The sequence below is a fragment of the Natrarchaeobaculum aegyptiacum genome, assembly GCF_002156705.1.
In the GTDB taxonomy this organism is placed as follows: Archaea; Halobacteriota; Halobacteria; order Halobacteriales; family Natrialbaceae; genus Natrarchaeobaculum; species Natrarchaeobaculum aegyptiacum.
Window position 1 is genome coordinate 3,041,128 of the sequence record NZ_CP019893.1, and the last position, 26,241, is coordinate 3,067,368.

At 65.6% G+C, this 26,241-nt stretch carries 26 protein-coding genes; 7 read left to right on the forward strand and 19 right to left on the reverse strand.

Annotation, left to right across the window (positions count from 1 at the left end):
- Positions 1 to 11: 11 nt before the first annotated feature.
- From B1756_RS20150 to hisC, 7 genes are all read right to left on the reverse strand, one after another.
- Positions 12 to 1,334, reverse strand: coding sequence for a methyl-accepting chemotaxis protein (locus B1756_RS20150; protein WP_086889222.1), 1,323 nt, complete (start codon positions 1,332 to 1,334; stop codon positions 12 to 14).
- A 294-nt stretch (positions 1,335 to 1,628) separates the two neighbouring features.
- Entirely contained in the window at positions 1,629 to 2,240 is a 612-nt protein-coding gene (locus B1756_RS14705; RefSeq protein ID WP_086889223.1) for a toll/interleukin-1 receptor domain-containing protein, read from the reverse strand.
- Between the two features lie 177 nt (positions 2,241 to 2,417).
- Positions 2,418 to 3,062, reverse strand: coding sequence for a triose-phosphate isomerase (tpiA, locus tag B1756_RS14710; RefSeq protein ID WP_086889224.1), 645 nt, complete (start codon positions 3,060 to 3,062; stop codon positions 2,418 to 2,420).
- Positions 3,063 to 3,236: 174 nt separating this feature from the next.
- Complete coding sequence (locus tag B1756_RS14715) at positions 3,237 to 3,791, reverse strand: multiprotein bridging factor aMBF1 (RefSeq protein ID WP_086889225.1); 555 nt, start codon at positions 3,789 to 3,791, stop codon at positions 3,237 to 3,239.
- A 66-nt stretch (positions 3,792 to 3,857) separates the two neighbouring features.
- Positions 3,858 to 4,469: a CDP-alcohol phosphatidyltransferase family protein gene (locus B1756_RS14720; protein ID WP_086889226.1), complete on the reverse strand. Its 612-nt coding sequence runs from the start codon at positions 4,467 to 4,469 to the stop codon at positions 3,858 to 3,860.
- Positions 4,466 to 5,002 carry an adenylate kinase family protein gene (locus B1756_RS14725; protein WP_086889227.1) on the reverse strand — a complete coding sequence of 179 codons (537 nt, stop codon included), beginning with the start codon at positions 5,000 to 5,002 and terminating at the stop codon, positions 4,466 to 4,468. The genes B1756_RS14720 and B1756_RS14725 overlap by 4 nt, the downstream gene beginning before the upstream one ends.
- Positions 4,999 to 6,144, reverse strand: coding sequence for a histidinol-phosphate transaminase (gene hisC / locus B1756_RS14730; protein WP_086889228.1), 1,146 nt, complete (start codon positions 6,142 to 6,144; stop codon positions 4,999 to 5,001). Before hisC ends, B1756_RS14725 begins: the two co-directional genes overlap by 4 nt.
- Positions 6,145 to 6,466: 322 nt before the next feature.
- Between hisC and B1756_RS14735 the strand changes: the two genes are divergently transcribed.
- Entirely contained in the window at positions 6,467 to 7,453 is a 987-nt protein-coding gene (locus B1756_RS14735) for a midas domain-containing protein (RefSeq protein WP_086889229.1), read from the forward strand.
- Positions 7,454 to 7,836: 383 nt separating this feature from the next.
- Positions 7,837 to 9,108, forward strand: coding sequence for a translation elongation factor EF-1 subunit alpha (gene tuf, locus B1756_RS14740; RefSeq protein WP_086889230.1), 1,272 nt, complete (start codon positions 7,837 to 7,839; stop codon positions 9,106 to 9,108).
- Between the two features lie 145 nt (positions 9,109 to 9,253).
- On the opposite strand, the gene B1756_RS14745 is transcribed toward tuf, so the two are convergent.
- The 4 genes from B1756_RS14745 to B1756_RS14760 form a co-directional block, all read right to left on the reverse strand.
- Positions 9,254 to 9,694 carry a universal stress protein gene (locus B1756_RS14745; protein WP_086889231.1) on the reverse strand — a complete coding sequence of 147 codons (441 nt, stop codon included), beginning with the start codon at positions 9,692 to 9,694 and terminating at the stop codon, positions 9,254 to 9,256.
- A 131-nt stretch (positions 9,695 to 9,825) separates the two neighbouring features.
- Positions 9,826 to 10,698 (reverse strand): succinate--CoA ligase subunit alpha, encoded by an 873-nt coding sequence (gene sucD / locus B1756_RS14750; protein ID WP_086889232.1) that lies wholly within the window; start codon positions 10,696 to 10,698, stop codon positions 9,826 to 9,828.
- On the reverse strand, positions 10,695 to 11,843 hold the full coding sequence (gene sucC / locus B1756_RS14755; RefSeq protein WP_086889233.1) for an ADP-forming succinate--CoA ligase subunit beta: 1,149 nt from the start codon (positions 11,841 to 11,843) through the stop codon (positions 10,695 to 10,697). The genes sucD and sucC overlap by 4 nt, the downstream gene beginning before the upstream one ends.
- 252 nt (positions 11,844 to 12,095) lie before the next feature.
- The gene (locus B1756_RS14760; protein ID WP_086889234.1) at positions 12,096 to 12,605 is read right to left on the reverse strand and encodes an Rrf2 family transcriptional regulator; all 510 of its coding nucleotides are present in this window, start codon (positions 12,603 to 12,605) and stop codon (positions 12,096 to 12,098) included.
- 446 nt (positions 12,606 to 13,051) lie between these two features.
- Here B1756_RS14760 and B1756_RS14765 point away from each other — a divergent pair, with 446 nt between their 5' ends.
- Both B1756_RS14765 and B1756_RS14770 read left to right on the forward strand, forming a co-directional pair.
- Positions 13,052 to 13,798: a UbiA family prenyltransferase gene (locus B1756_RS14765; RefSeq protein WP_086890210.1), complete on the forward strand. Its 747-nt coding sequence runs from the start codon at positions 13,052 to 13,054 to the stop codon at positions 13,796 to 13,798.
- Between the two features lie 138 nt (positions 13,799 to 13,936).
- Positions 13,937 to 14,689, forward strand: coding sequence for an ICP22 family protein (locus tag B1756_RS14770; RefSeq protein WP_086889235.1), 753 nt, complete (start codon positions 13,937 to 13,939; stop codon positions 14,687 to 14,689).
- A gap of 183 nt (positions 14,690 to 14,872) precedes the next feature.
- Here the strand turns inward: B1756_RS14770 and B1756_RS14775 are convergent, their stop codons facing one another.
- From B1756_RS14775 to rpl7ae, 5 genes are all read right to left on the reverse strand, one after another.
- Entirely contained in the window at positions 14,873 to 15,292 is a 420-nt protein-coding gene (locus tag B1756_RS14775) for a DUF7344 domain-containing protein (RefSeq protein ID WP_086889236.1), read from the reverse strand.
- A 242-nt stretch (positions 15,293 to 15,534) separates the two neighbouring features.
- Positions 15,535 to 15,999 carry a nucleoside-diphosphate kinase gene (gene ndk, locus B1756_RS14780; protein ID WP_086889237.1) on the reverse strand — a complete coding sequence of 155 codons (465 nt, stop codon included), beginning with the start codon at positions 15,997 to 15,999 and terminating at the stop codon, positions 15,535 to 15,537.
- Entirely contained in the window at positions 15,996 to 16,340 is a 345-nt protein-coding gene (locus B1756_RS14785; RefSeq protein WP_086889238.1) for a 50S ribosomal protein L24e, read from the reverse strand. Before B1756_RS14785 ends, ndk begins: the two co-directional genes overlap by 4 nt.
- 3 nt (positions 16,341 to 16,343) lie before the next feature.
- Positions 16,344 to 16,568 carry a 30S ribosomal protein S28e gene (locus B1756_RS14790; RefSeq protein WP_086889239.1) on the reverse strand — a complete coding sequence of 75 codons (225 nt, stop codon included), beginning with the start codon at positions 16,566 to 16,568 and terminating at the stop codon, positions 16,344 to 16,346.
- An 11-nt stretch (positions 16,569 to 16,579) separates the two neighbouring features.
- Complete coding sequence (gene rpl7ae, locus B1756_RS14795; protein WP_086889240.1) at positions 16,580 to 16,942, reverse strand: 50S ribosomal protein L7Ae; 363 nt, start codon at positions 16,940 to 16,942, stop codon at positions 16,580 to 16,582.
- A 381-nt stretch (positions 16,943 to 17,323) separates the two neighbouring features.
- Between rpl7ae and tmcA the strand changes: the two genes are divergently transcribed.
- Positions 17,324 to 19,624 (forward strand): tRNA(Met) cytidine acetyltransferase TmcA, encoded by a 2,301-nt coding sequence (gene tmcA, locus B1756_RS14800; protein ID WP_086889241.1) that lies wholly within the window; start codon positions 17,324 to 17,326, stop codon positions 19,622 to 19,624.
- Position 19,625: 1 nt separating this feature from the next.
- Here the strand turns inward: tmcA and B1756_RS14805 are convergent, their stop codons facing one another.
- From B1756_RS14805 to B1756_RS14815, 3 genes are all read right to left on the reverse strand, one after another.
- Positions 19,626 to 20,696 (reverse strand): pyridoxal-phosphate-dependent aminotransferase family protein, encoded by a 1,071-nt coding sequence (locus B1756_RS14805; protein ID WP_086889242.1) that lies wholly within the window; start codon positions 20,694 to 20,696, stop codon positions 19,626 to 19,628.
- Between the two features lie 84 nt (positions 20,697 to 20,780).
- Positions 20,781 to 21,518: an SDR family NAD(P)-dependent oxidoreductase gene (locus B1756_RS14810; protein ID WP_086889243.1), complete on the reverse strand. Its 738-nt coding sequence runs from the start codon at positions 21,516 to 21,518 to the stop codon at positions 20,781 to 20,783.
- A 97-nt stretch (positions 21,519 to 21,615) separates the two neighbouring features.
- The gene (locus B1756_RS14815) at positions 21,616 to 23,163 is read right to left on the reverse strand and encodes a glutamate-cysteine ligase family protein (RefSeq protein ID WP_086889244.1); all 1,548 of its coding nucleotides are present in this window, start codon (positions 23,161 to 23,163) and stop codon (positions 21,616 to 21,618) included.
- Between the two features lie 142 nt (positions 23,164 to 23,305).
- Between B1756_RS14815 and B1756_RS14820 the strand changes: the two genes are divergently transcribed.
- On the forward strand, positions 23,306 to 24,283 hold the full coding sequence (locus B1756_RS14820) for a hypothetical protein (RefSeq protein ID WP_086889245.1): 978 nt from the start codon (positions 23,306 to 23,308) through the stop codon (positions 24,281 to 24,283).
- 79 nt (positions 24,284 to 24,362) lie between these two features.
- Entirely contained in the window at positions 24,363 to 26,120 is a 1,758-nt protein-coding gene (ligA, locus tag B1756_RS14825) for an ATP-dependent DNA ligase LigA (RefSeq protein WP_086889246.1), read from the forward strand.
- The last annotated feature ends 121 nt before the right edge of the window (positions 26,121 to 26,241 follow it).

Sequence of the window (26,241 nt, forward strand, 5' to 3'; positions counted from 1 at the left end):
TCGACTCTGACCTACTCGTCGACGAGCGCCTCGAGGTCGGACTCGAGGGACTCGATCGCCTCTTCGATCTCGGCGACCGTGGCAGCCTGTTCTTCGGCTCCAGCGGCGACCTCGCCGATCTCGGCTGCGATGGCGTCGCTCTGGTCGACGACGTCGTCTGTCATGCTCGCGATCTCTTCGGCGCTCGAGGCCTGTTCGTCGGTCGCACGGGCGATCTCGTCGATGCCGTTCGCAACGTCTGCGATACTCGAGAGGATCGCTTCCTGGTCTTCGACGACGGATTCGGTGCGCTCGGTCGCCGTCTGGACGCGTTCGTTGGCCACGCCGACGCTTTCGACAGTCTCGTCGGTCAACCCGCGGATCTGGTCGACGAGCCGCTCGATCTCTGCGACCTCAGACTGGGACTGTTCGGCCAGCGATTTGACTTCGCTCGCGACGACGGAGAACCCCTCGCCCTCTTGCCCGGCTCGCGCCGCTTCGATCGAGGCGTTGAGCGCGAGCAGATTGGTCTGGTCGGCGATGTCGTTGATGACGTCGACGATCTCCTCGATCCGCTCGACGTGTGACTGGAGTTGCTGGCTGTTCTCGGCGACTGCACCGCCAGCGGTTGCAACGTCACCCATGACGTCGATGAGTTCGTGGCCCGAGTCTCGAGACTGGGTCGCGAAGTTCCGGGTTTGCTCACTCTGGGAGCTGATCTCCTCGGCGCTCGTGGCGATCTCTTCGACCGTCGCACTGAACGAGGAAATCTCCGAGAGCACTTCACCGAGGTTCGACGTCTGTGTGTCGGCCCGCTGGCTGATCGCCTCGGCGTTTTCGGCGACGGTCGTCGTCGACTGGTCGAGTTCGTCGACGGCGACGCCGACGTCGTCTGCCATCCGACGCTGTAGCTCCGCCATGGCCTGGCGCTGTTCGACGAGTTCGGTGACGTCGACGAGCACCTCGATTCCGCCGGTGACAGTTCCCCCCGGACCGCGGATCGGGACGGCCATCGCTCTCGCGAAGATCGGCTCGCCGTGTACGTTCGTCGTCGTTCGAATCTGTTCTTCGCGGATCACTTCGTCTCGCCGGAGACACGTTTCGACGAGCGTCTCACTCTCACCGTCCGTCTGGAAGAGTTCGTACGCCGGTTTCCCGAGTGCGTCCTGCTCGCTCAGCCCGATCAATTCCTCGAGGTCGTCGTTCCACACCACGACGCGGCCTGACTCGTCGACCGCGAACGCGGGTTCTGGAAACGTCTCGACGAGAGAGAGGAACGCGTGTCGCCAGAAGGCAGCCGGATCGGTTTCGTCGTCTGGAGCGAGCCCCTCACCTTGGTGAACGTTAGTAGCCATTCGTAGCAGTGACTAATTGTACAGCAATTCGATACATAGTCGTTGTGGCACCCCGGAAGATAACCGATACCACCTTATAGCGGTGGTTTAGTGCCACGCCATCCGCACAAATTGAAGTGACAGATTGCGTTAGATACGTGTCGAGTGGCCTGTATCGGTCTGGTCATCGGCGGCCAGTGGACTCGAGTCCGATCGGCCGTCGTCGGGTCGGGGACGGACTGTTGTCGCGTCGTCTCACGTCCACCGACGTCTCGCAGACTGCTACTCGTGTGTCGACGAGCAGGTGTCGGCAGTTCAACCCGTCGGATTCTGCCGCCTGACGAACCCGATCGTCGCCGGGTCGAAGACGTACGTCGAGTGACAGCACTCACAGGTCGTCGCGAGGAAGTTTCCGTTACGGTGGCGCTTCCAGAGTTTCGTCTGACTCTGATCGATCTCGAGGATCACCGGCGTGCCACAGTCGGGGACCGTACAGGGGAACCGGACGTACCAGTTGGGAACCGAGAGCGCACCGAGCGGCTCGAGGAGGCTCCGGAGCCGGCTGAGCAGGTTGAAGATCGTCACCGTCAGGTCCTGACGGTCGATCGAGACGCCCTCGACGTCGCTGATGAAGCCGTTCAGGTGGGACTCCTCGTCGTACAGCGGGAGGACGGGAATCCCCTTCGCCTGTGCGTAGCCGATCTCCTGATTGACCCAGGGGGAGTCGGCCGACTGGTCGGTCAACACGGGGATCGCGACGGTACTGTTGGCGAGACGGCCCTGAAGCCGGGACCGGGACTGCCGGGATTCGACCTCCTCGAGTGCGATGTGGACGTCGAACGGAAAGTTCTTGACAGTCGAAAAGAGGTCCTGAACGAGCCCGAGATCACCGGTTTCGTGTGAGACGTAGATCCGCTCCCCTGTCATTCCAGCGCTCTACGAACATAATCGTACCGACCACTATATATGTAACTAATCCTCGAGCAGTGAGATGGTAGGCGACGAGGGGTAGTGTACGGGCGAAAATACGTCCCTCGGTACCGAACGCGAGACGTTCACCGTCAAAACGAGTCTGTCACCGGTAGATCGTTCGGCGCGTGACCGTTACTGCGAGGCCACCAGATCCGAGAGTGCAGCGGCCGGGTCGTCGGCTTTCGCGACGCCGCTGGCGAGGAGGACGCCCTCTGCACCGAGCTCTGCGGCCGCCGCGACGTCTTCACCGGTGCTAATTCCGGCACCACAGAGCACGGAGACGGCATCGTCGACGGAGCCGGCCGCAGCGACGGCACCTTCGACGACCTCCGGGTCGGCCTTGCTGACGGGTGTCCCCGTCCCGATCAGTTCCGGCGGTTCGACGGCGACTGCGTCCGGCCCGAGTGCTGCTGCCGCACCGACCTGTGACGGGTTGTTCGCACAGACGACCGTCTCGAGTCCGGCGCGTTCTGCAGCCCGAACGGCCCCGTCCACGTCGGCGAGTTTCTGCCGACACTCGGAGTGATTCACGAGCGTCCCGACCGCCCCGGCGTCGGCGACGGTCTCGGCCAGCGTGTGCCCGGTGTTACTGCCGTGATCGATCGGATCGACGTGCTGGGCCCACGTCTCGACGCCCGTGTCGGCAACGCGGGCGATGTCCGCGGCCTGCGGGGCGACTGCCAGCCGGGCGTCGGTCGTCTCGTCTACGTCCGCGACGGCCTCGGCGACGGCCACCGGGTCGCACGGATAGGTCTTCAGGTTGACGAGGATGAACATACCAGAGACGCGTCCGTCCCGGAAGAAATAGCTTGCGTGTTGTATTCTCCGTCCGTTCGCCGCCCTGTCGGTCCCTCGAGTCGGTCGCTGGCGGTCGAGGAGACTCGAGGGAGACGGCGGCTGTTCACCGGTGGAAGGCTCGAGCGTGTGGATCCCGGACGGCGCGGGACGAGATCAGTCCTTTCGCTTGACGACGTCGCCGAGGGTGTAGCTGCCGGTCGAGGAGCCACCGGACCACTCGGCGTCGTCCGCGCTCGCCCCCTCCGCAGAGAGGTCGACGTCGAGGAAGCGCTCGAGTTTCGACTGGACGCGGTCGCTCGGGAGGGTATCGCCGCGTTCGATCTTGCGGATCAGGCTCGCCTTCTCGTTGAGTTCGTTCGCGAGGTCGGACTGGCTGAGGCCCTTCTCTTCGCGGGCAGTGCGGACCCGCTCGTCGTAGTCGGTTGCGAGTTCGTCCATGTCGTCGAACATGTCCCGGCGGCCGCCACTCGACCCGCCCGTGGTGGAGCTACCGGTAGCGCCCGCACTGGAACTCGAACTCGAACTGCTGGAGGCAGACGACGAACCGCTACTCGAGGTCGAATATTTCGTCGACGTACTCGAGGCCGTCGGCTGTTTGACCTCGGTGCCGAAATCGGTACAGTTCGAACACACGTCGAGTTTCGCACCTTCGACTTTGATGGTCTTCGGGGACGACGTCTCGGCGCCACACATCTCGCACTGAACCATAACGCAGGCTATGTCGTGGCGCGTGATAAACCAACCGGCGAGTGCCCACCCGGCGAAACCGACGGCTCACTCGAGGGCCGACCAGGAGTGGGCAAATCGCTGGAGTGCGGTCACGTGGCCGACCACCGCGAGGAAGACGAGCAGCCAGCCCACGAGGGTCAGGCCGCCGTAGGTCCCGGAGATCGGGTACGCCAGCACACCGACGACGCCGATGATCGCCAGCCGGTCTGCTCGGCCGACGAGGCCACCGTAGACGCGCTCGAGGCCGACCGCCTGGGCCTGCGTCCCGAGGTAGGAGGTCATGACGACGCCGGTGACGGCGAGGAAGCCGAGGAAGTAGTTCTCGACGCCGGCGGCGATGCCGAAGATGACGACGATGTCGGCGTACCGGTCGAGTACGTGATCGAGGAGGTCACCGCCCGCGGAGGCGACGCCCTGTTCGCGGGCGAGTGCGCCGTCGATCACGTCGAGCCAGCCGTTGAGGAAGACGAGCACGGCGGCGACGACGTACCAGACCGGGTCGGCCCGGCCGCCGAGGGTGAACGCGGTCGCGGCGAAGATGGCCATCACGAACGCGAGGACGCTCACGCCGTTGGGCGTCAGGCCGATCCGATCGAAGCCGCTGACGAACGGGTCCAGAAACCGCGAGAGATACGGTCGAAGCTGATCGAGCGTCACGTCAGGTACCCCACGAAGTCGACCTCTCCAGCGCTCGGTTCACGATCACCCGTGACCACCGCCTCGAGCGCGTCGGCCACCGCTTCGGGATCGCGATCGGTCGTGTCGATCTCGTAGACCGACTCGAGGCCGTGTTCCTCGACGGCCTCCGCGAGGATCACGTCGAGCGCCTCGCTCTCTGCGTTCTCTCGCGCTTTGGCGTCGGTCTCGCCGCGTTCGCGCAATCGCGTCTCGAGTGGCTCGGGCGCACACCGGAGCACGACGATCCGATCGGCCGGGAAGTGATGAGCGAGGTGAGACTCGATCACGACGTCCTCACGACCGTCGAGCCACTCGGCGAGTCCCTCGAGGTCGGCGACCTTGCTTTCCCGGTCGGCGTCGACTTCGGTGTACAGCCCCTCGCGCTCGAGTACCTCGTTCAGGTGGATCACCTCGAGCGCCGGCAGGTCGGCCTCGCGCGCGAGCCGATCCGCGAGCAGGTCCGCCGCAGTGGTCTTGCCCGTCCCCGGGGTGCCGGTGACGGCGACTCTCACGTGTCGGGCACCTCCGCTTCACTCTCCCGTCTCGAGTCGGCGTCCAGCTCGAGGGCAGCGAGCACGTCGTTGCAGGTCTCGATCGCTCGCCCGGTCTCTGCGTCCGTCCCGCAGGTGATCCGGATGCAGCCCGGGAGACCGAAACTCGAGCAGTCCCGGACGATGACGCCGCGTTCTTGCATCTCCTCGGCGACCGCGCCGGCATCCCCGACGTCGACGAGGACGAAGTTGCCTTCGCTCGGCCAGACGTGGGCGTCGATCGACTCGCGCATCCGCTCACGACTCTCGCGGGCGGTCTCGACGGTTCGCTCGACGTGGTCGCCGTCCTCGATCGCCGCGAGGCCGGCACGGCAGGCCAGTTCGCTCGCTGCGAAGGGGGTGTTCACGCGCGCGTAGGCCTCGCCCCACTCTCCTGGGACGACCGCGTATCCGAGCCGAAGGCCCGCGAGGCCGTAGGCCTTCGAGAACGTCCGCAGGACCGCGACGTCGTCTCGCGAGTCGTAACCGTCGCGACCCTCGATCAACGCGAGCGCACTCTCCCGGTCGGCGAACTCGCCGTAGGCCTCGTCGACGACGATCAGCGTCTCCTCGTCGGTCGCTGCGGCCAGTCGCTCGATTTCCTCGAGAGCCATCGTCGAACCGGTGGGGTTGTGAGGGGTCGTCAGCCAGACGATCCGCTCGCCATCGTAGTGCTCGAGCACGCCGTCGGCCGTCTGGGCGAAGTCGTCGGCTCTCGAGAGTCCGTACTCGGCGACGTCGCCGTGGTGGAACCGGGCGCTCATGCCGTAGTAGGCGAATCCGGGCGTCGGAACGAGGATCGAATCGCCGGGCTCTATGGTCGCCCGGTGGAGGTAATCGATCGCACCGTCGCCGCCGTTTGCGAGCCAGACCTGTTCGTCGGCGACGTCCCAGCGGTCGGCGATGGCGGCGACCAGGTCGGCGTGGGCGGCTTTCGGGTACGAACTGACACTCGAGGCGGTCTCACGGATCGCCTCCGTGGCGGCCGGGGAGGGTCCGTGCGGGTTCTCGTTCGAGGCGAGTTTGACGAACTCCGAGGGGTCGCGACCGAGTTCGCGGGCGACTTCCTCGATGCCCCGACCCGCCTGGTAGGCCACGTGGTCGGACAGGTCGCGCGGTTGCATACGCGAGACCTGTTTCCGACGGCTCTTAAGGGTGCTCACCTCGTCCGTGCCCACAGGACGGGATGGCGCGCCGGGACGGGGCTGTCCGTTACCAGTTCGATCCCGAGACGTATCAACGAGAAACAGTGGGTTCTCCAGTTTCCGGATGGCTCCTCCATCGTCTCGACGGTGGAAAACGCGCTCACTCGTCCGCCGAACGCCGACGGTCGTCTGCCGAGACGTGGCTGGTCCAGCAGACGTGTGTCGAATCCATCACGAAACACGTCGAAAAATTCCAAAAGTTCATTACGTGTGATAATGTATTGAATCAGAGAGCGAGTCCATGACCGACAGCACGACCGAGGAAAAAGTGAGCGACGGCGGGGTCGACGTCGGCTCGAGTGCGGAGGAGCTGTTCGGACCCATCGACGACGAGGCAGTGGGGTCGCCAGTCGACGGGGAAACGGACGACGACGAGTCGGACCTCGACGCAGCCGAGACCCAAGACAGCACGGCCGAAGAGCCCGGCGTCGAAGACCAGACAGCCGCGTCGGTGTTCGGCCAGCTGAAAGCCGATCACGCCGACGACGCCGACGACGTCCTCGAAGACGAGAGCCCGGAGGACATCATCGCGAGTGCGGACGAACCCGACCCCGAACCCGACATCGACGAGGACCTCCGCGCCGACGAGGACGAACTGGCCGATCTCCTGCTTACAGACCGGACGAAAGGCGAGGAATTCCTGTGGATCGACACCGGCGACGAACCCAGTGAGAGCGAGGAGTCGACAGCGGCCGATGGCGTCGAGGAACTCGATCAGCCCGACGAGGCGGCCAACGAGAGCTCCGATGCCAAGGAAGCAGCCGTCAACGACGAGGAACCCGCCGTCGGGAACACTGACTCCGAGACCGACGGCGCCCTCGAGGCTGCCACTGACACCGCTGATCTCGAGGACGAGACCGACGGCGCCCTCGAGGATGCGACGGAACCGTCCGATCTCGAGCCCGACGCTGATCAGGCCGCCGACGCCGACGAGGAGCACGACTCGAGCGTCGACTCGGTCGACGACGCAGCTGATGGTTCCGAGACAGTAGACACAGACGATTCGGACTCTGAAGACGCGAGCGAGACGGACGACTCGGGTTCGGAAGCGCCGATCGGCGAAGCCGACGAGGACGTCGTCATCACCGACGCGCCTGCGGATGACGCCGACGAATCGGCAGGCGACTCCACCGACGAGGAGCACGACTCGAGTGCGACCGACACCGACGACGATTCGTCTTCGAAGGGATTGCTCGGTCGACTGCTCTCGAAACTCAACCCGTTTTAACTTGCTGGCTGGACTCTCGAGGGCACCACGATGGGGGGCCACCGGTTTCAACTCGATCTGGTCTCTAGTGGCGGTCCACGCCTGAAGTGGTGAGTGAAACCGAGCGCGGGTAACCGGTTTCACTCATCAGTCGACGGTTGGAACGGTACCAGTAGCCACTGGAGATCAGTGCACACCTGATCGCCAGACGGATCGGCGATCAGTATGAAATCGTTGCCGCTGTTTCGGTAGCTGGTTTGCTCGAAAGAAATCGACGTTCTGGTGACGAATCGTAGAGAGCCGACGATCGGGTGTCAGTCTTCCAGAAACCGGTAGTTCACGCTGGCTATCATACGCGGTGGTTTTTACACTCTACCATCGTAGCGTGTGATGTAATAGCACCCATGAGCGCAGACCAGCCGCACCAGAACCTGGCCATCATCGGCCACGTCGACCACGGAAAGAGCACGCTCGTGGGACGGCTCCTCTACGAGACGGGGAGTATCCCCGAGCACGTCATCGAACAGCACCGCGAGGAAGCCGAAGAGAAGGGCAAGGGCGGCTTCGAGTTCGCCTACGTCATGGACAACCTCGCCGAGGAGCGAGAACGCGGTGTCACCATCGACATCGCCCACCAGGAGTTCTCGACCGACGACTACGACTTCACCATCGTCGACACGCCCGGCCACCGCGACTTCGTCAAGAACATGATCACCGGGGCGAGCCAGGCTGACCACGCCGTCCTCGTCGTCGCCGCAGACGACGGCGTCGCCCCCCAGACACAGGAACACGTCTTCCTCGCCCGGACGCTCGGGATCGAGGAACTCATCGTCGCGGTCAACAAGATGGACGTCGTCGAGTACGAGGAGTCGACCTACGACGAGGTCGTCGAGGAGGTCACGCAACTGCTCGGGCAGGTCCAGTTCAACACCGAGGACGCCTCGTTCATCCCTGTCTCCGCCTTCGAAGGCGACAACGTCTCGGAGGCTTCCGACAACACCGGCTGGTACGACGGCGACGTCCTGCTCGAGGCACTGAACGGCCTGCCGGAACCGGAGCCACCGACGGACGCGCCGCTTCGGCTTCCAATTCAGGACGTCTACACGATTTCGGGGATCGGGACTGTCCCGGTCGGCCGCATCGAGACCGGCGTCATGAACACCGGCGACAGCGTTTCCTTCCAGCCCAGCGACGTGGGCGGCGAGGTCAAGACGATCGAGATGCACCACGAGGAAGTGCCCGAGGCTGGCCCCGGCGACAACGTGGGGTTCAACGTCCGCGGCATCGGCAAAGACGACATCCGCCGCGGCGACGTCGTCGGTCCAGCAGACGACCCGCCGACGGTAGTCGACACCTTCCAGGCCCAGATCGTCGTCATGCAACACCCCAGTGTGATTACCGCCGGCTACACGCCGGTCTTCCACGCCCACACGGCACAGGTCGCCGGAACCATCGAGTCGATCGACCGCAAGATCGATCCCTCCTCCGGCGAGGTCGCCGACGACGAACCCGACTACATCCAGTCGGGCGACGCCGCCGTCGTCACGATCCGACCACAGAAACCCCTCAGCCTCGAGCCCTCGAGCGACATTCCCGAACTCGGGAGCTTCGCCATCCGCGACATGGGTCAGACCATCGCGGCCGGCAAGGTCCTCGAGATCGACGAGCGAGAGTGAGCTGGCGTGTGTGATCTCGACTGTCGCCCACACATTACGGAATTGCGAGGGGAAAGCACCGTGCTTTGGCGCAGGATGAATCTGACTTCGCTCTGGCTCTCCCGTTCGACGCGCCCGTTTCGGGTGGGTGCCGAACTGAACCGAACTATTCCTGAGCGTTGACCGTCACGACCGGGACGGGCGACGATCGAACGACGCGCTCGGCGACGCTGCCGATGAGCTCTCGAGACGACCCGGTCCGGCCAGCAGTGGCCATGACGACGATGTCGACGTCGTTGTCCTCGACGTACGTGAGGATCTCTTCGTGGGGGGCGCCCCGGTCGACGGCGGTCTCGACGTCGTCGAGCCCCTGAGAGTTGGCCTCGGCGGCGACCTCCTCGACGGCGCGCTCGCCGGCTTCGATCAGCGAGCCGTAGATGTCACGTTCGGTCTCCTCGTCGATTTCGGCGTCGAACGCCGGCGACGACTCGACGACGTACTGGGTGTGTAACGTCGCGTCGTAGCGGTTTGCGAGGTCGATGGCGTGCTCGAGAGCAGCGAGTGACCGGTCTGAACCGTCCGTTGGCGCGAGTACGGTCTCGTACATATCCGAGCATTCGGGTATTGGTAGGAATCGTTTGTGGCTCGACGCTCGCGAAAATGGAGTCCGGCGCTGTCTTCGGTCGATCAGTTCGGGTCGGCTTCCACCCGGAGACGAGTTCCGCGGTGAGTCCGGGCCTAGCCGAGGAACTCTTCGATGTGGTCGGCGACCTCTTCGGGGGTGTCGCCGACGGGGACGCCCGCGTCGTTGAGCGCGTTGATCTTGCTCTCTGCGGTCCCGGTGCCGGAGCCAGAGACGATCGCACCGGCGTGGCCCATCCGCTTGCCCGGCGGGGCCGTGCGGCCGGCGATGAAGCCGGCGACTGGCGTGTCGACGTGTTCGTCGATGAACGCCGCGGCCTGTTCTTCGTCCTCGCCACCGATCTCACCGCACATGACGATGGCGTCGGTGTCGGGGTCGTTCTCGAACAGCTCGAGGGCGTCGATGAACGTCGTGCCGATGATCGGGTCACCGCCGATACCGATGGCGGTGGTCTGGCCGATGCCGCGGTTGGTGAGGTTATCGACGACCTGGTAGGTCAGGGTCCCGGAGCGAGAGACGAGGCCGACGTTCCCTTCCGAGAAGATGTTGCCGGGGAGGATGCCGAGTTTGGCCTCGCCGGGAGTGATCAGACCGGGACAGTTCGGACCGATGAGTCGCGTGTCGGTCTCGGAGAGGCGCTTGTTGACCCGGGCCATGTCCTGGGTCGGGATGCCTTCCGTGATCGCGACAGCGAGGTCGAGGTCGGCGTCGAGCGCCTCGAAGATGGCGTCACCGGCGAACGCCGGCGGGACGAAGATGACGGACGTGTCGGCGTTTTCTTCTTCGACTGCCTCGTGGACCGTGTCGTAGACGGGAACGCCAGCGGCTTCCTGACCGCCCTTGCCGGGCACCGCGCCGGCGACGACGTTCGTCCCGTACTCGATCATCTGTTCGGCGTGGAACTTGCCTTCCCCGCCGGTGATCCCCTGTACCACGACGCGCGTGTCGTCGTCGACTAGAACACTCATGCTTCCACCTCCTCAGCGTACTCGACGGCACGCTGGACCGCATCCTCGAGGGTCTCTTCGACCGTCACGAGGTCTTCGTTCAGAATCTCCATCCCTTCTTCCCAGTTGGTGCCGGCGAGTCGGACGACGACCGGCTTGGGAATCTCGTCGAACTGCTCTAACGCCTCGTTGATCCCCTTCGCGACCTCGTCGCCGCGGGTGATCCCGCCGAAGATGTTGAAGACGACGCTGTCGACGTTGTCGTCGGAGAAGACCATGTCCAGTGCGTTCGCGATGCGCTGGGCTTTCGCGCCACCGCCGACGTCCAGGAAGTTCGCGGGTTCGCCGCCGTAGTGGTCGACGAGGTCGAGCGTAGTCATCACGAGCCCGGCACCGTTGCCGATGATCCCCGTGTTGCCCTCGAGGCGGACGTAGTCGAAGTCGTACTCGTCAGCCTTCTGCTCGAGTTCGTCGCCGCTTGCGGCTTCTTCTTCCATCTCCGCCAGCTCTGGCTGGCGGAACAGCGCGTCCTCGTCGACGTTCATCACGGCGTCTGCGGCGATGACCTCGTCGTCGGCCGTGACCATCAGCGGGTTGATTTCGGCGTCGGAGCCGTCTTTTTGCTCCCAGAGATCGTAGAGGGTCATGAGGACGTTCGAGACGTCGCGGGCGACGGTCGGGTCGACGCCAGCGTCGTAGACGGCCTTGCGTGCCTGGTAGGGGTGCATCCCGAAGGCGGGGTCGACGTGTTCGCGAGCGATGGCGTCGGGGTCTTCTTCTGCGACCTCCTCGATGTTGACGCCACCTTTCGTCGAGACCATCGCGACGGGTTTACCCTCGCCACGATCCATCGTGATGCCGACGTAGAGTTCGTCGACGAAGTCGACGGCACCCTCGACGAGCACGCGGTCGACGTGGTAGCCCTTGAGGTCCATCCCGAGAATGTCGTCTGCGGCCTCGCGAGCTTCGTCTTCGTCTTCGACGAGTTTGATCCCGCCGGCCTTCCCGCGGCCACCGACCTGTACCTGCGCTTTGATCGCGACCGGATAGCCGATTTCCCCGGCCGCATCGACGACGCCATCGACGTCGTCCGCCAGCTGCGACGGCGGCGTCGGAATACCGGCATCGGCGAAGACTCCCTTCGCCTGATATTCGTGAAGTTTCATAGCCATTCGAACGGGCGTTCCGGCCTTGCTTAAATCCTGCCAGTTTCCACTCGCTACCTGCTCGAGGACTGCCAATCGGTCGACATTCGTCGACCGACGGCAGGTCACCAGTCTCGCCAGTATCCGATCGCCGGCGACCCCGCTCGGACGCGCCGGTGGTGGTATCGGAGGTTGTGGATGAATCCTCGAACGAGAAGACCGGACGGAGGGCCCGGAAGCGGGGTCTGTGAGGTGTAGCCAGACTACGCGAGGTTAGGCTTCGACCCGAGCGACGTCGAGGATGATCTGGTTGCGAGTCGTCTCGATGGCTTCGATCTTGCCGGCGAGTAACAGTTCGGAGTTGGGCATCGCGCCGATGGCGATTGCGTCGCCCTCGTCGAACTCCTGAATGGACTGCTGGAAGCGAATCCGCGCGCGGCAGGTGTCCGGGTTGTGAACGTTCGGAAAGCTAATCTCGTCGACGATGGCGTCGACGCGATCGAACTCGCGTGCGAGAACGGCCATCTCCGGGTTTTCGACGGTCTCCCGGTCGAGAATGTCGAACCCGGCGGACGTCGGCTGGTAGCCGCCGGAGGGACCTGGAATCCCTTCGACGAGACCGAGGTCCTTGAGGCTCGACATCTGGTTTCGAACCGTTCGCGGTTCGCGATCGACTTCGCTCGAAATCTCTTTCGCCGGTATCGGAGAGTCCTCAGCCTGATATCGATTGACGAGAACTGTCAAGATACGTCGTTGACTGTTGGTCAACTCGATCCGTCCCATACTGTTCGTCCGGGTCGTCGCTACTTTATATCATCGTTGTCCACGCCTGCTCTACCGGATGATAGATCAGCCGATTCGGCTTCCGGTCCACAACGACCAAGTCTTCGGCTCCGCTATGGTCGATACTCGGATGTCCCCACCAGCAGCCGCCTGTCGTCGATCACCGACTCGATCACCTGACCGGCTGCTGCAGACGCCTCCAGACGAATCGACGGGTTCGATACCGTCGATCACGCCACCTCCACCCTCACCACAGCCAGCGCGACCTCGAGCGATCTACCGTGCCTTCGACTGACACCGACGCAGATACCGACGCCGCCACAGACGCCGACGAGGATTCCCGTCGTCACGGCCGGGTCGCCGCGACGCTACTCCGTGCCTGCTACGCGCTCGTTTACAGCAACGTCTTCATCTCGCTGGCGACCACCGGCGTCGCCGTGACGACGATGCTCCTCACGGATCGGCCGCTGGAGGCGTTCCCGCTCGCGGTCGTCTTCGCGGCGACGATGTTCGTCTACACCGTCAACCGGTTCACGGATCTCGCGGAAGACGAGCGCAACGTGCCGGGCCGGGCCTCGTTCACCAGACGGTACGGCCTCGGCTGGCTCGCCGCCGGCGTCGGCATCTACGTCCTCGTCGTCGCGGTCGCCGTCGCACTCGGCCAGCCGGGAGCGATCTACCTCCTGGCCCCGCTCGTGGCCGCAGTGCTCTACTCCGTCGTCGGGATCAAGCGGGTCCTGCTGGTCAAGAACCTGTTCGTCGGGGCTGCCTGGGCCTGTATCCCACTCGGCGTTGGCTACTATTACGAGATCCTCCTGACACCCGAGATCCTGGTTCTCGTGGGCTACATTGGATCTATGATCACCGTCGCGGCCGTCGTCTTCGATATCAAGGACGTCGAGGGCGACCGACGCGAGGGCATCTCAACCGTTCCGATCCTCCTCGGTCCGCGTCGGACGCGCATCGGCGCGCAGGTCGCGAACGTCCTCGTCGCGGGTGGTGTCTTCGCGGTCGTCGCCGCTGGCGTCGTCCCGACGACGTTCCTCGTACTCTTCGCCATGAACGGCTACGTCGCCGCCTACATTCCGTTCGCGCACCCGGACCACGGCCCACTGTTCTACGGCTTCGTCGTCGACGGCGAGCACGTCTTCCTCGCCGCGGTCGTCGTCGCCCTCGAGTGGCTCGTCTGGTAGGGAGTCTGCGAGTCCGCTTCGGCGCTGTTTCCGTCTCGCGACGCGGTCTACCCGGACGCCGTTCGCCCGGGTTTCGCCTGCTGGTCGAAGCTTCAACCGTGAGCGCAGGCTACGAGGGGTACAATCGGTGAGGAGTCTATGTCACCACAGGACGATTCTGGCCGCGAGGGCGGCACCGACCGTCGCACAGCCCCCGTAACCGAACTCGACGATCGACTGGACACGCTCGAGTCCGTTGCCCCGTCCGATCTCAGTCACTCGAGTAGCGCCGTTCCGGGAGTCAACGTCTCCACGGCCGCACTCGTCGCTGGCGGTGTGTTCAGCGTCTGGGCGATTCGAGCGCTCGCCAATCGACGACTGCGCGCGATCCCGTACGGGGCCGTCGGCGCGACACTCCTCCTTCGGGGACTCTCGGACGTCGCCGGCGATACCGAGGCGCTCTCACTCGAGCGAGAGTCCACCGACCAGTTCGGGGTCGACGACGTGGGTGACCCTGGTGAGGGGGAAGAGGGAACCGTGGGCGTTGACGACGAGGTCGCGACCGATCCACGGACGACCGAAGACGGCGTCGACGTCGTTCGGTCGGCGGAGCCGTCGGCAGACGAAGCGACCGAGCCGGCCGACGAACTGGACGGTCCGGTCGGCGAGCCACCATCTGCGAACGAGGCGAGCGAAGCGACCGGCCCGAAGCCCCAGCAGGCAGAGCCGACGCAGACGGACGCGACCGAGCCCGAGGACACGCCGCCCGAAGACGCCTCGTCTGCGACCACCGCGCCGCCCGACGGGGACACCGGCGACTCGACAGCATCCATCGACGAGGATGAGGAGGACGCCGATGCCGGCTCACTCGAGGGCAACGCCGAGGACGACGCCGAACCGGCCGACAGCTAGACCGGGGCGACACTCGAAGGTAGCGTCGTGGTCCTCGAACCTGTGGAAACGCTGTGTGGCGGGTGTCGTGGCGGCTGGTGTCGCGAACGGTCCGTCGATCGGCCCACGCCTGACGTCGGGTGACGTCGCCACTACGACTCCCAGATCGCCACGTCCGAAACAGGATGTGACTGCGAAAACCAGTCAGGACAGTTCTTTGTGCTGTGCGTGCTCGAGCCACTCCTCGAGCGTCGGCTGCGTCCAGTATCTGAGCGTCTCGCTTCGATGGTCGATCTCGAGGATGCCCGCGTCCTCGAGTTTCGGCAGGTGTACGTGCTGTAACTCGACCTGGATCTCCCGTTTTCGATCTGCTGTCGTCTCGCCTGTGTGTCCGGTTCCGGTCTCGGTTCCGGCCCCGGCCCCGGCCCCGGTTCCGAGCTCTCGAGTCTCGAGGCACGTGACGTGATCTGTGACCTCGTCGATCGTCGCAACGCCGTCCGGTTGATCGTAGAGGAGGTACAGGGCGTACCGGCGCCGGCGGTTCGAGAGCAGATCGAACACGAGATCCAGTGACGGGGTCATCTCGGCGACTAGTCGTGCCGATTCCCCCTCGCGTTCACGCATTCACGGACCACCTACCGTATATTACCATTCGAAACCACCGGTGGCCACTAGCACGGCCGGCGCATTAGATGTTACGTCTACCTAAAATAATACCTGTATTTAATTCAGTATGAATTTACTCAGTTCGAAAGTGTCGCCCTCGGCGAATCAGGCTCGACGTCGAAGCAAGTCAGACGGTCGACCCGCTGGAACGTCTCCGGTTTTCGATTGAAACGCCGGAGCGGGCGTGAGGTCAGAAGGCGTTACTCGTAGAGCCACTCGGCGTCGTGCTGATCGTAGTCGATCAACTCGTCCTCGTCGAAGTGGATCTCGATCTCTCGTTCGTTTGCGCCCTCGTCCTCGTGGTCTGCAGCGTGGACGACGTTGCGACCGAGGTCGAGCGCGTAATCGCCACGGATCGTTCCGGGCGCGGCTTCGAGCGGGTCGGTCTCGCCGATCATCTGGCGGACCTGTCGGGTGGCGTCTTGCCCTTCCCAGACCATCGGGACGACAGGTCCCGAAGTGATGAAGTCGATCAGGTCGTCGAAGAACGGCTTGTCCTCGTGTTCGGCGTAGTGCTCTTTGGCCCGCTCTTCGGGCATGTTGAGTACCTTGATGCCGACGAGCTTGAGGCCGCGGTCTTCGAGTCGTGAGACGACTTCACCGACGAGCCCGCGTGCGAACGCGTCGGGCTTGACCATCACGAAGGTGCGCTCGTGGTCGCTCATTGGTCGTCCTCCTCGCTCCCGTCGGCCTCATCCTCGGAGACGTCCTCGTCGCCTTCCTCGGCGTCTTCTTCCTCCGTCTCGAGGTCGTCGTCTTCGTCCGCTTCGACGACGTCGTCCTGGTCGTCTTCCTCGTCGACGGCTGGCTCGGCTGCTGCGGGGCCCTTGCCGGCGCGCCCTTCAGCGGTCCACTCGAGGTCTCGGGGTTCGCGACCGAGCTTGTAGTTCTTCTCTGCCTTCGAGTCGACGAAGTGGAGCACGGTGCCGTCGTTCTGGACGTACATGATGCCCGTGCCGGGTTCGATCTCTTCGCCAGTGTAGTCGCAGGTGCGTTTCTCGACCATGGATTATTGACCTCCGATGGAGTCGGCCTCGCGGGCGGTCTCGCGCAACTGGAGGACGTCCCCCTCGCGGACCGGCCCGAGGCAGTTCCGGGTGATGATTCGTCCCTGGTTTTCCCCCTCCTTGATCCGGCACTTGACCTGCATGGCTTCACCGTGCATGCCGGTCTTGCCGACGATCTCGATGACCTCGGCGGGGGTCGAACCGCCGTCTTCTTCTTCAGCACTCATCATCGATCACCTCAGTCGAGGTCCTCGACCTTGCCGGCGATGTCTTCGACGTCGCCGGAGGCTTCACCGGCGTCGACGATCGCGGCGGCGGCCGAACCGACCTCGAGGCCGGCGGCGTGGCCGACGTCGTCCTGGGTCTCGATGAAGACGACTGGGATACCCTTCTCGTCTGCGAGTTCGGGGATGTGCATCACGATTTCTTCAGGAGAGACGTCCTCGGCGACGTAGACGAGGTCGGCGTTGCCGCGCTCGATGGCCTTGGTCGTTTCGTTGGTTCCTTTCTTTACTCGTCCGGTGTCTCGGGCGACCTCGAGCGCCTCGAGGGCGTCTTCGGCGAGGTCGGCTGGGATGTCTGTGGTTACGTAGACTGACATTGGTTGTTCACCTCTCCTACGCGTGGGCTCGCGCTCCCCTGCCGTCCGGGACGCTGGGCATCCCGTGCCGGACCGATTCCGGCGGAAGTCCTGTGAGGCTAGGAGCATCATCAACCCCGCGTAGGGTGTACTACCGAGTTACGCTGCCCCCCTTAAAAGCGTGTTCAAACGACCGAGGCCGTGCGATGGCACCACACGCCGCGTTCGGACGCGGTCGAGGTGAAAAAACCCGCGCGGGGGCCCGCCCACTCTGCCAGTCGGCACTCAGTGCCGCTGCTTGCTGATTCCGGACGTGATCGACTCGGAACCGTTCGGCCGCGGTTGCCCAACGAGTGTCGACAGTCGATACTGTCTTGACCGTGACACCCGCGAGTACCGACTATGGATGCAGACGTCCTCGCCCTCGTCCGCTCGCTCCTCGCCGAGGCCCGGCGGACGAACGAGCGGCGGCTACTCGTCCTCGAGGGTGACCGGGAACGCGGCTACGACACCCTCGAGTCCGTCCTCGAGGGGATTTCCGTCGGCATCAGCCGGACGACGCTGCTCGGGCCCGACGACCGTCTTCGCTGTGCGCACCGTCCCCAGTCGAGAGCCGGCGAGTTGCTCGGCACGACCCGGGACGTCGTGGTCCTCGACGCCCACGACGGGCTTCGGCCGAACGCTCTCGGCTCGGTCGTCGGAGCGGTCGACGGCGGCGGCCTCCTGATCTTGCTCACACCGACCCTCGAGGACTGGCCCGACCGCCGCGGCGCGTTCGAGGAATCGCTGGCCGTCCCGCCGTTCACCCTCGAGGACGTCACCGGCCGGTTCACGCGTCGTCTCGTCGAGACGCTGCGTGCCCATCGCGGAATCGCGATCGTCGACCTCGAAGAAAGAGAGGTCGTGGACGACGGTCACACGGATCCGGCCCCGCGTTTCGTTCGCGGCGCTGACGACGCACTCGAGCAGCCCGCCGAAACCCGATTTCCGACGACCGTCTACGAGTCCTGTCTCACGGCCGATCAGGTCGAGGCCGTCGCCGCGTTCGAGTCGTTGCTGGGCAACGACCACGATGCCGACGACCGGGCGCTGGTTCTCGAGGCCGACCGCGGGCGGGGCAAGTCCAGTGCCGCCGGACTGGCGGCGGGTGCCCTCGCCGCCGACGCGGCCGACGTCCTCGTCACGGCACCGCGATGGGCCAACGCCCGCGAGGTGTTCGCCCGCGCACGGGAGGTGTGTGAGCGACTCGAGGTACTCGAGTCCGGCGACGATCACGCCAGCGATCGCCGACTCGAGACGACCGCCGGCGGGACGATTCACTTCGAGCGTGCCACGGCTGCCCTCGAGCGTGACGAGGGCGGCGTCGACGATGCCGACGTCGTGATCGTCGACGAGGCGGCCGCACTCCCGGTTCGGGTTCTCGAGTCGTTGCTCGCGGCCGACCGGATCGCCTTCGCGACGACGATTCACGGCTACGAGGGTGCCGGGCGCGGATTCTCGGTCCGATTCAGGGACCGCCTCGCAGACAGCGACCACGCGGTCACGTCACTGACGCTTTCCGAACCGATCCGGTACGCGGCGGGCGACCCGATCGAAGTCTGGGCCTTCCGGGCGCTGTTGCTCGACGCCCGGCCACCGGTCGATCAGTTGATCACCGACGCCGATCCGGGCACCGTCTCCTACGAACGGCTCGAGCCCGACGACCTCCTCGAGGACGAACACTTGCTCCGGGAGGCCTTCGGCCTGCTCGTCCTCGCTCACTACCGCACGGAGCCCAACGACCTCGCGCGATTGCTCGACGCGCCGAATCTCGAGGCACGCGCGCTCTGTCACGACGGTCACGTCGTCAGTGTGGCCCTGCTCGCCCGCGAGGGGAACCTCTCGGCCGAGACGCGGGGGGCGATGTACGAGGGCGAGCGCGTTCGCGGGAACATGCTCCCCGACGTGCTGACGAGTCAGCTCAGAGACGAGTCGGCGGGTGAGCCAGCGGGAATCCGGGTGGTTCGCATCGCGACCCACCACGCCGTCCGCTCGCGAGGGCTGGGCTCGCACTTGCTCGAGTGCGTCGGCGAGGAGTTCGACTCCGACTGCGACTGGGTCGGCACCGGATTCGGCGCGACGCCAGACCTCCTCGCGTTCTGGCGCGAGAACGGCTACCGGACCGTCCACCTCTCGACGACGCGAAACGACGCCAGCGGCGAGTACTCCGCGCTCATGCTCGCACCGACGAGCGACGCCGGCAGGGACCTCCTCGAGCGCCACGCGACCTGGTTCGCCCGCCGGTTCGCCGCAGTCGCCACGGATACCCTGTCGGACCTCGAGCCGGACGTCGCCCGGGCTGCACTGGCGAGCGTCCCCGACGACGCAGCGCCGCTGCTCACCCTCTCGGACCACGAGTGGCGCGTCGTCGCCGGGGCCGCGTACGGTCCGGGGCTACTCGACGTCGACCCCGGGCCGTTTCGGCCGCTCGTCGTCCGGTATCTCGTCGAGCAACCGGCCGCCGTGGCCCTCGAGGCCCGCGAAGAACGGCTGCTGGTGATGCGCCTGCTGCAGGCTCGCAACTGGCAATCGGTGGCCGACGCGCTCGGATACCATTCGACGGGTCAGTGCATGCGCGCCCTCGGTGACGCCCTGTGCCCGCTCGTCGACCACTACGGCTCGGAGCCGGCACTCGATGTCCGGGAGCGCTTCGACGATCAGTAGGCTACGACAGGACTGCCTCGAGAGCGTCCATCGCCCGATCCACTTTTTCGACCTCGGCGTTGTACCCCATGTGACCGACGCGAAGAATGTCGTCTTCCAGTTCGCCGAGTCCGGTCGCGAGCAGGACGGCTTCCTCCTCGGCGACGCGCTGTTGAATCTCCGCCGCCTCGCCCGGACGGTGAAACGCCGTCACCGTCGGCGACTGGCGCTCGGGGTCGGGATAAACCTCGAGTCCCAGTTCGGCTCCACGCTCGCGACAGCGCTCTGCGGCCGCCTCGTGACGCTCGAAGACGGACTCGAGGCCCTCCTCGAGCACGAGGTCGACTGCGGTCTCGAGTCCGGCGACGTTCGCGTTGAGGTGGGTGTAGGGGAAGCCGTCTGAGACGTCCTTCCACGGGAGCAAGTTCGTATAGAGCGAGGCGGGATCGCGCTCTTCCATCGCATCCCACGCGCGGTCGCTGATCGCAGCCGTGGTCAGTCCCGGTGGGGCGCTGAAGCACTTCTGGGAGGCTCCGAGGCAGACGTCGATCCGGTCGGTCGGCACCGGGGTTCCCCCGAGCGAGGAGACGGCGTCGACGACGCTCAGCACGTCGTGGTCCTCGAGGCTGTCGAGAACTGGCTCGAGATCGTTGAGCGTCCCCGTCGGCGTCTCGCAGTGGACCATCGTGGCCAGCGCGAAGGGGTCGTCATCGTCCGCGGCAGTCTCGAGCGCGCTCTCGACGCCCTCGAGGTCGAACCCCTCGTCGGACGGCGCGGAGACGAGTTCGGCTTCGCCGCCGTACGAGTCGACGAAGTCTGCGAAGCCGTCGCCGTAGATGCCGTTGGAGAGACAGAGGACGCGGTCGCCCGGCGAGACGAGCGAGGCGATGGCCGCCTCGAGGCCGAGGATGCCCTCACCGCCGGGGACGACGACGTCGTGGGAGGTCTCGTAGACGGCTGCGAGCTGGTCGCAAAGGATCTCGTAGCGCTCGGTGAACTCGTCCTCGAGGATCGGATTCGGCTGCGGGTCGGCCATCGCCTCCCGGACTGCTGGCGGAACGGCGGTCGGTCCTGGGGTGAACGAGAGAGTCATAGTCGTCCTCCGTGCCCCCTGCAGTTGGCGATTGCGGTACCCGCGGTCCCGGTCGGTCGTGACAGCCCCAGCGGAGACTCGCCGTCAGGAGAGCAGGTGCCGGAGCACCGACTCGGGCGTCGCTTTCAGGACCCAGGCGACCAGTCGCCAGCGGCGGGTGACGTAGGCGTGGTGGCGTTCTTTCTCGATCGCCCGGAGAATCTGGTCGGCTGCCGTCTCGGGTGAACACTCCCAGAACGAGCCATACGAGAGGTCGGTGTCGACGAATCCTGGTTCGATCGTCGTGACGATCACGTTTGCGTCGCTTCCAGCCTGTCGATTTCGAAGCCCCTCGAGGTACCGCGAGACGAAGCTCTTCGAGGCGTTGTACACCTGCGTGCCGCCGTTGCCGAAGTGAGCGGCGACCGAGGAGATGCCGACGAGGTGGCCGTCCCGATCGCTCGCCGAATCGGGATTCGACTCGAAGTACTCGAGCGCCGCGGTCGCGATGGCCGCGAACCCGCGGACGTTGACGTCGATCGTCCGGCGTTCGAGGTCCCACTCGAGGTCGTAGTTGACGTCGGCGACGCCGGCGCTGATCACCACGACGTCGACCGATTGCATCGCGTCGGCCAGTTCGAAAAATCCCTCACGGGCGTCCTCGGGGTCTGCAACGTCCATCGTCGCGACGTAGGCCCTGGTTGGCATTTCGGAGCCGATCCGTTTCAGCCGCTCGGTCCTGCGTGCTGTCAGGCCGACCTCGTAGCCCCGGTCGGCGAACGCTCGCGCCAGCGCTTCGCCGATGCCGGAGGACGCGCCGACGACGATTGCACCCCTGGTCATCGAATACGGTAGCTGTGTCCAGACCAGTAACTAAGGCTAGGGGTCCCGGCGGGCGTTGCCGCCCGCTGGCGAGTGACGAGTACACGTCCGGCGCGCGTCAGTCCCCGATCCAGTCCGCGAAACTCCCCTCGAGCAGGGTCTCGCGCTGGCGAGCGACGTACTCGCGTTGCATCGTGGTGAGGGCATCGGGGAAGTCGGCGCCGTCCTCGAGCTCCCGTCGGACGCGGGTACACTTCCAGCCCGCGGGCGTCTGGGATTGTCTGATGCGCCGTCGAAGGGGATACAGGTACTTCGCGGCCTCTTCCTCGGTCAGCCCGCGATTGACGAGGCCGGCCTCGGCGTGGGTGAGCAGGTCGTCGTACAGCGCGACGGTCTCGGTGGTCTCCTCGCCGTCCTCGCCGATCCACGCGAGGTCAGCCTCGAGTCCGTCCCGCATGGCGGCGTAGAAGTTCTCACGCGCTTGCCCCCACTCGAGTTCGATGACTGGATGGTCGAGTTTGGGCAGGCTCTCGAGCAGGCCGGCGAAGGCCGCGAGGAAGGAGATGGAGTCTCGGACGGTCGGCTGGGCGGGCAGTGGACGGAACTCGATCCGGGCGTTTGCAGCCGACCGCGTCGGTCCGTCGAGCACTGGACGAACCCACCGCCAGTAAGTGCCGTGTTTCCGGCGGAAGTGCGCGAACCGATCGTCAAAGCGGGTGCCGGGGTCGACCGGCATCGGAACGATGGTGTCGTCGGTCGCGATCCGCTCGACGGCCTCTTCGAGCGGGCCGACGTCCCGCGGGAACCGTACTTTGCCCTCCGCGGCGTCGGGGTCGTTGAGGACGGTCTCGAAGACCGAGATCCGGTGTTCCATCCACGCGTCCTCGAGGATCTGCTCACCGGAGACGTCGTCGTAGAGATCGGCCGGAAAAAACGGCGAGTTGACCCCGAGTGCAAGCAGCGGTCCGGCGATCCGGAGGGCGTAGTTGAAGTACCGCGGGAGATCCGGGGCGTGAGGCACCTGGTAGTGGGGCTGGATCGACGTGATGAGGCTCTCGGGCATCACGGTGTCGGCCTCGAGGGTGACGTTCGGTGCGTCGACGACCATGCCCGGGTTCACGGCCTCGGCGTTGGCCATCGCGTGATAGCGGTCGTTGGCGCTCATGTTGGCCGCGAGTCGAAGCGTTCGTTCGGTGTCTCCCCCGTCGGTCACCGTTCGCTCGATACTCTCGGTGAGGTAGGTGTCCGCCGTCTCGCCCTCGGGCGGCAGCGTCCAGAGCCCGTCGCTGACCAGCCCCATACCGTTGCGTTCGGTCACGTCGAGGGCGGCCTCGAGTCGGGCTTTGACCTCCGACTCCGTCGCCCGCAGTCCGTGGGCGTTCAGTGGTTGCGGGCTCGTCGTCATCTCGGCGTTGTGCAGGCCGAGTTCCTTCTCGAAGCCGATGAGTTCGAGCAGTCGACGCGGAACGCGCCGGAGCGAGGCGTCCTCGTCTTTGACGGCGTAGAACTCGCACTCGAGGCCCACGATCGCCTGCGGGTTATTGAACACGTCTTCCTCGACGGCCTCCATGATCACCTCGGCGTCGGCTTCGGCCCGGCGGCGGAATTCCTCCGGATCGACCGAGAGCAGGTTCGCGACCTCGTCGGCGAGTTCTTCCGCTGACATAGTCCCCGGTGCGCTCCCGAGCCTCTTGAATGTCCGTCACTCGAGTTGGCCAGTGTCGGGTCACGTTCGCGTGCCAGTCGCCTGCACGGCGGGGTCGACGACCTACCACAAAGCACTTGTTCGATTTCCAACTTGTGGACCTATGAGACGCCGGGAAGTCCTCGCTGGCACAGCAGTCGGAATCACAGCACTGCTCGCCGGCTGTGCAGGTGACTGCCACGGAGGTGACGGCGTCACCTTCGAACCGGTCGATCCCGAGGAGGTCGTCGACCGTGAAGTAACGACCGACGTCGGCACCGGGGACAGACCAACGCTCCTTGCCAACCTCGCAACCCGAACGCTCGCCGGTGAGACTCCCGAAGTCGAGACGACCGGTGGCTCGCCGCTCTCCTGGCTCACGTACGCCGAACGCGACGGCACGATCTACGAGATCCGTGAGGAGACCGTCGACGAGGGGACAGTCACCGCCCCCGAGTACGACCTCTCTCGGGACCGCGAGATGGACGACGACGTCGGCGCTGCCGAAACGCTCGCCTACGAGGACCTCCCGCGTCACGACCGCTGGCGGGCGACCAGTGGCGGGGCGTTCTACTTCGACCACCTCGAGTCGATGTCGTTCACGCGGACGTCGGTCGTCGCTGGCTACCTCGACGAACGGCGCCAGGAGACCTCCATCCTCGCTGACGGCGTCGACGCCGACTACCTCGAGTACGACGGCTCGGTCGCCAGACTCGAGCACAGCGGCGAGGGGAGTACGGACGCCGCTCGAATCAGGTACGACGTCGACCCCGTCGCCGAAGACGCCGCGGAGTTCGCCGACTACGTCTTCGCCGACCGCGGGGCGACGCTCGAGAATCCGAGCGAGAACCTCGAAGAATTTCTCGCAGAGGTGAAAGAGGACGGTGGCCGGATGGACGTCTGCGGACACGAACTCGACGACGACGAGGCCGAAGCCGAGGAAGCGCCGCGACGCGAAGCCGTCGAGGAACTGCGCGCGACCCTCGAGGATCTCGAGGAAGAAGCCGACGCCGGGAACGGTGGCCCACCTGGATCGGGGATCGACTACCTGCGGTACGAGGGACAGTGGTACCGTGTCGGGACCGACACTTGGGCGGTGTGACCCCGGGACACGGAGTGTTGATCGGTGTGTCACCCAAATCTCAGAACCGTTTTACCCCCGACGGCGAAAGCCCCAGTCGATGGAGTTTGCCACGTTCGCCGACCGTGCTGGGGCGATCGACGCCGAGTCCGCCGACCTCGAGATCGTCGATCACGTGCGCGCGTTGCTCGAGGACGTCGGCGAGAACGGCGCGGCGGCTGGTTCGGACGGGGAGGCGACCGATGCGGGTCCCGAGGCGATCGAGATCGTCGCCCGGTTCGTCCAGGGGCGGGTCTTCCCCGCATGGGATTCGACCACCCTCGACGTCGGCCCGTCGGCGTGTTACGAGGCGATCGCTCGCGCGGCCGGGACGAACGTGAGCGCGGCGGACGTCGAAGAGCGACTCGCCGAGACGGGCGAGATCGGTGCGGTCGCGGCCAGTTACGACTTCGGCGGCCAGCAGGGACTGGCCGCGTTCACCGCGGGAGACGACGCTGAAGCCCTCACCGTCCGCGAGGTCTACGAAACCCTCGAGACGCTGGCCTACACCGACGGCTCTGGAAGCCAGGGCCGGAAGGTCGACCTCCTCTTTGGCCTGTTCAATCGGTGCTCGAGCGAGGAGGCCCGCTACCTCGCGCGACTCGTCCTCGCGGAGATGCGCATCGGCGTCGGCGAGGGGACGGTCAGAGATGCCATCGCGGCTGCCTTCGACGTCCCCGCTGATCAGGTCGAGCGCGCGTTGCAGGTGACCAACGATTACGGACAGGTCGCCCGTATCGCCCGTGACGACGGGCTCGAGGGGCTCGAGGAAGTCGACCTCGCGGTCGGTCGCCCCGTCCAGGCGATGCTCGCCCAGGCCGGGACCGTCACCGACGCGCTCGAGGAGTGGGACGACGCCGCCGTCGAGCGGAAGTACGACGGGGCCAGAATACAACTGCACCACGACCCCGCTTCGAGTGACGACTCCGGCAGCGAGACGCGCGTCTTTTCGCGTAACATGGAGGACGTCACGGCCGCCCTCCCTGAGGTCGTCGAGTTCGCCGAGGGGACCCTCGAGTCGCCGGTGATCCTCGACGGCGAGGTGGTCGCGATCGACGACGGCGGGGACCCGCTCCCGTTTCAGGAGGTCCTGCGGCGATTCCGCCGCAAGCACGACGTGGCGAAAGCGCGCGAGGACGTCGCCGTTCGGCCCGTCTTCTTCGACTGCCTGCACCACGATGGGGAGGACCTGCTCGAGTGCCCGCTTCGGGACCGTCACGAACGGCTCGAGTCGGTGCTGACGGCCGGGAGCGAACCCGACGTCGACCCCGAAGACGTCGAGGGCCTCTCCCTGCTCTGGCTCACCGACGACGCCGACGAGATCGAGGCAATCGACGCCGACGCGCTCGCGGCCGGCCACGAGGGGATCATGCTCAAGAACCCGGAGTCGACGTACTCCCCGGGCCGACGCGGGAAGCACTGGCGCAAGCGCAAACCCGACGTCGAGACGCTCGACTGCGTCGTCACCGGTGCCGAGTGGGGTGAGGGCCGCCGGGCGACGTTCCTCGGCACGTTCGAACTCTCGGTACGCGACGGCGACGCACTCGAAACGGTTGGCAAGGTCGCCACCGGAATCACCGACGAGCAACTCGCGGAGCTGACCGAGCTGCTCGAGCCCCACATCGTCACAGCGGAGGGAACGACCGTCGACGTCGAACCCGCGGTCGTCTTCGAAGTGGGCTACGAGGAGATCCAGCGCTCGCCGACCTACTCGTCGGGCTACGCGCTCCGGTTCCCCCGGTTCGTCGGCGTTCGATCGGACAAAAGTCCGGCGGACGCGGACACGCTCGAGCGACTCGAGCGGCTTCACGGGGCGTGATCGAGAAGTTCAGCGTCACCTGCCGACTTCTGGAGCGACGATTCCGTAGACGAGTGCGGCGAGACCATAGTCTTCTGGCGAACACCAGTCGAACGCACCATCCGGAACCCACAGCCGGCCT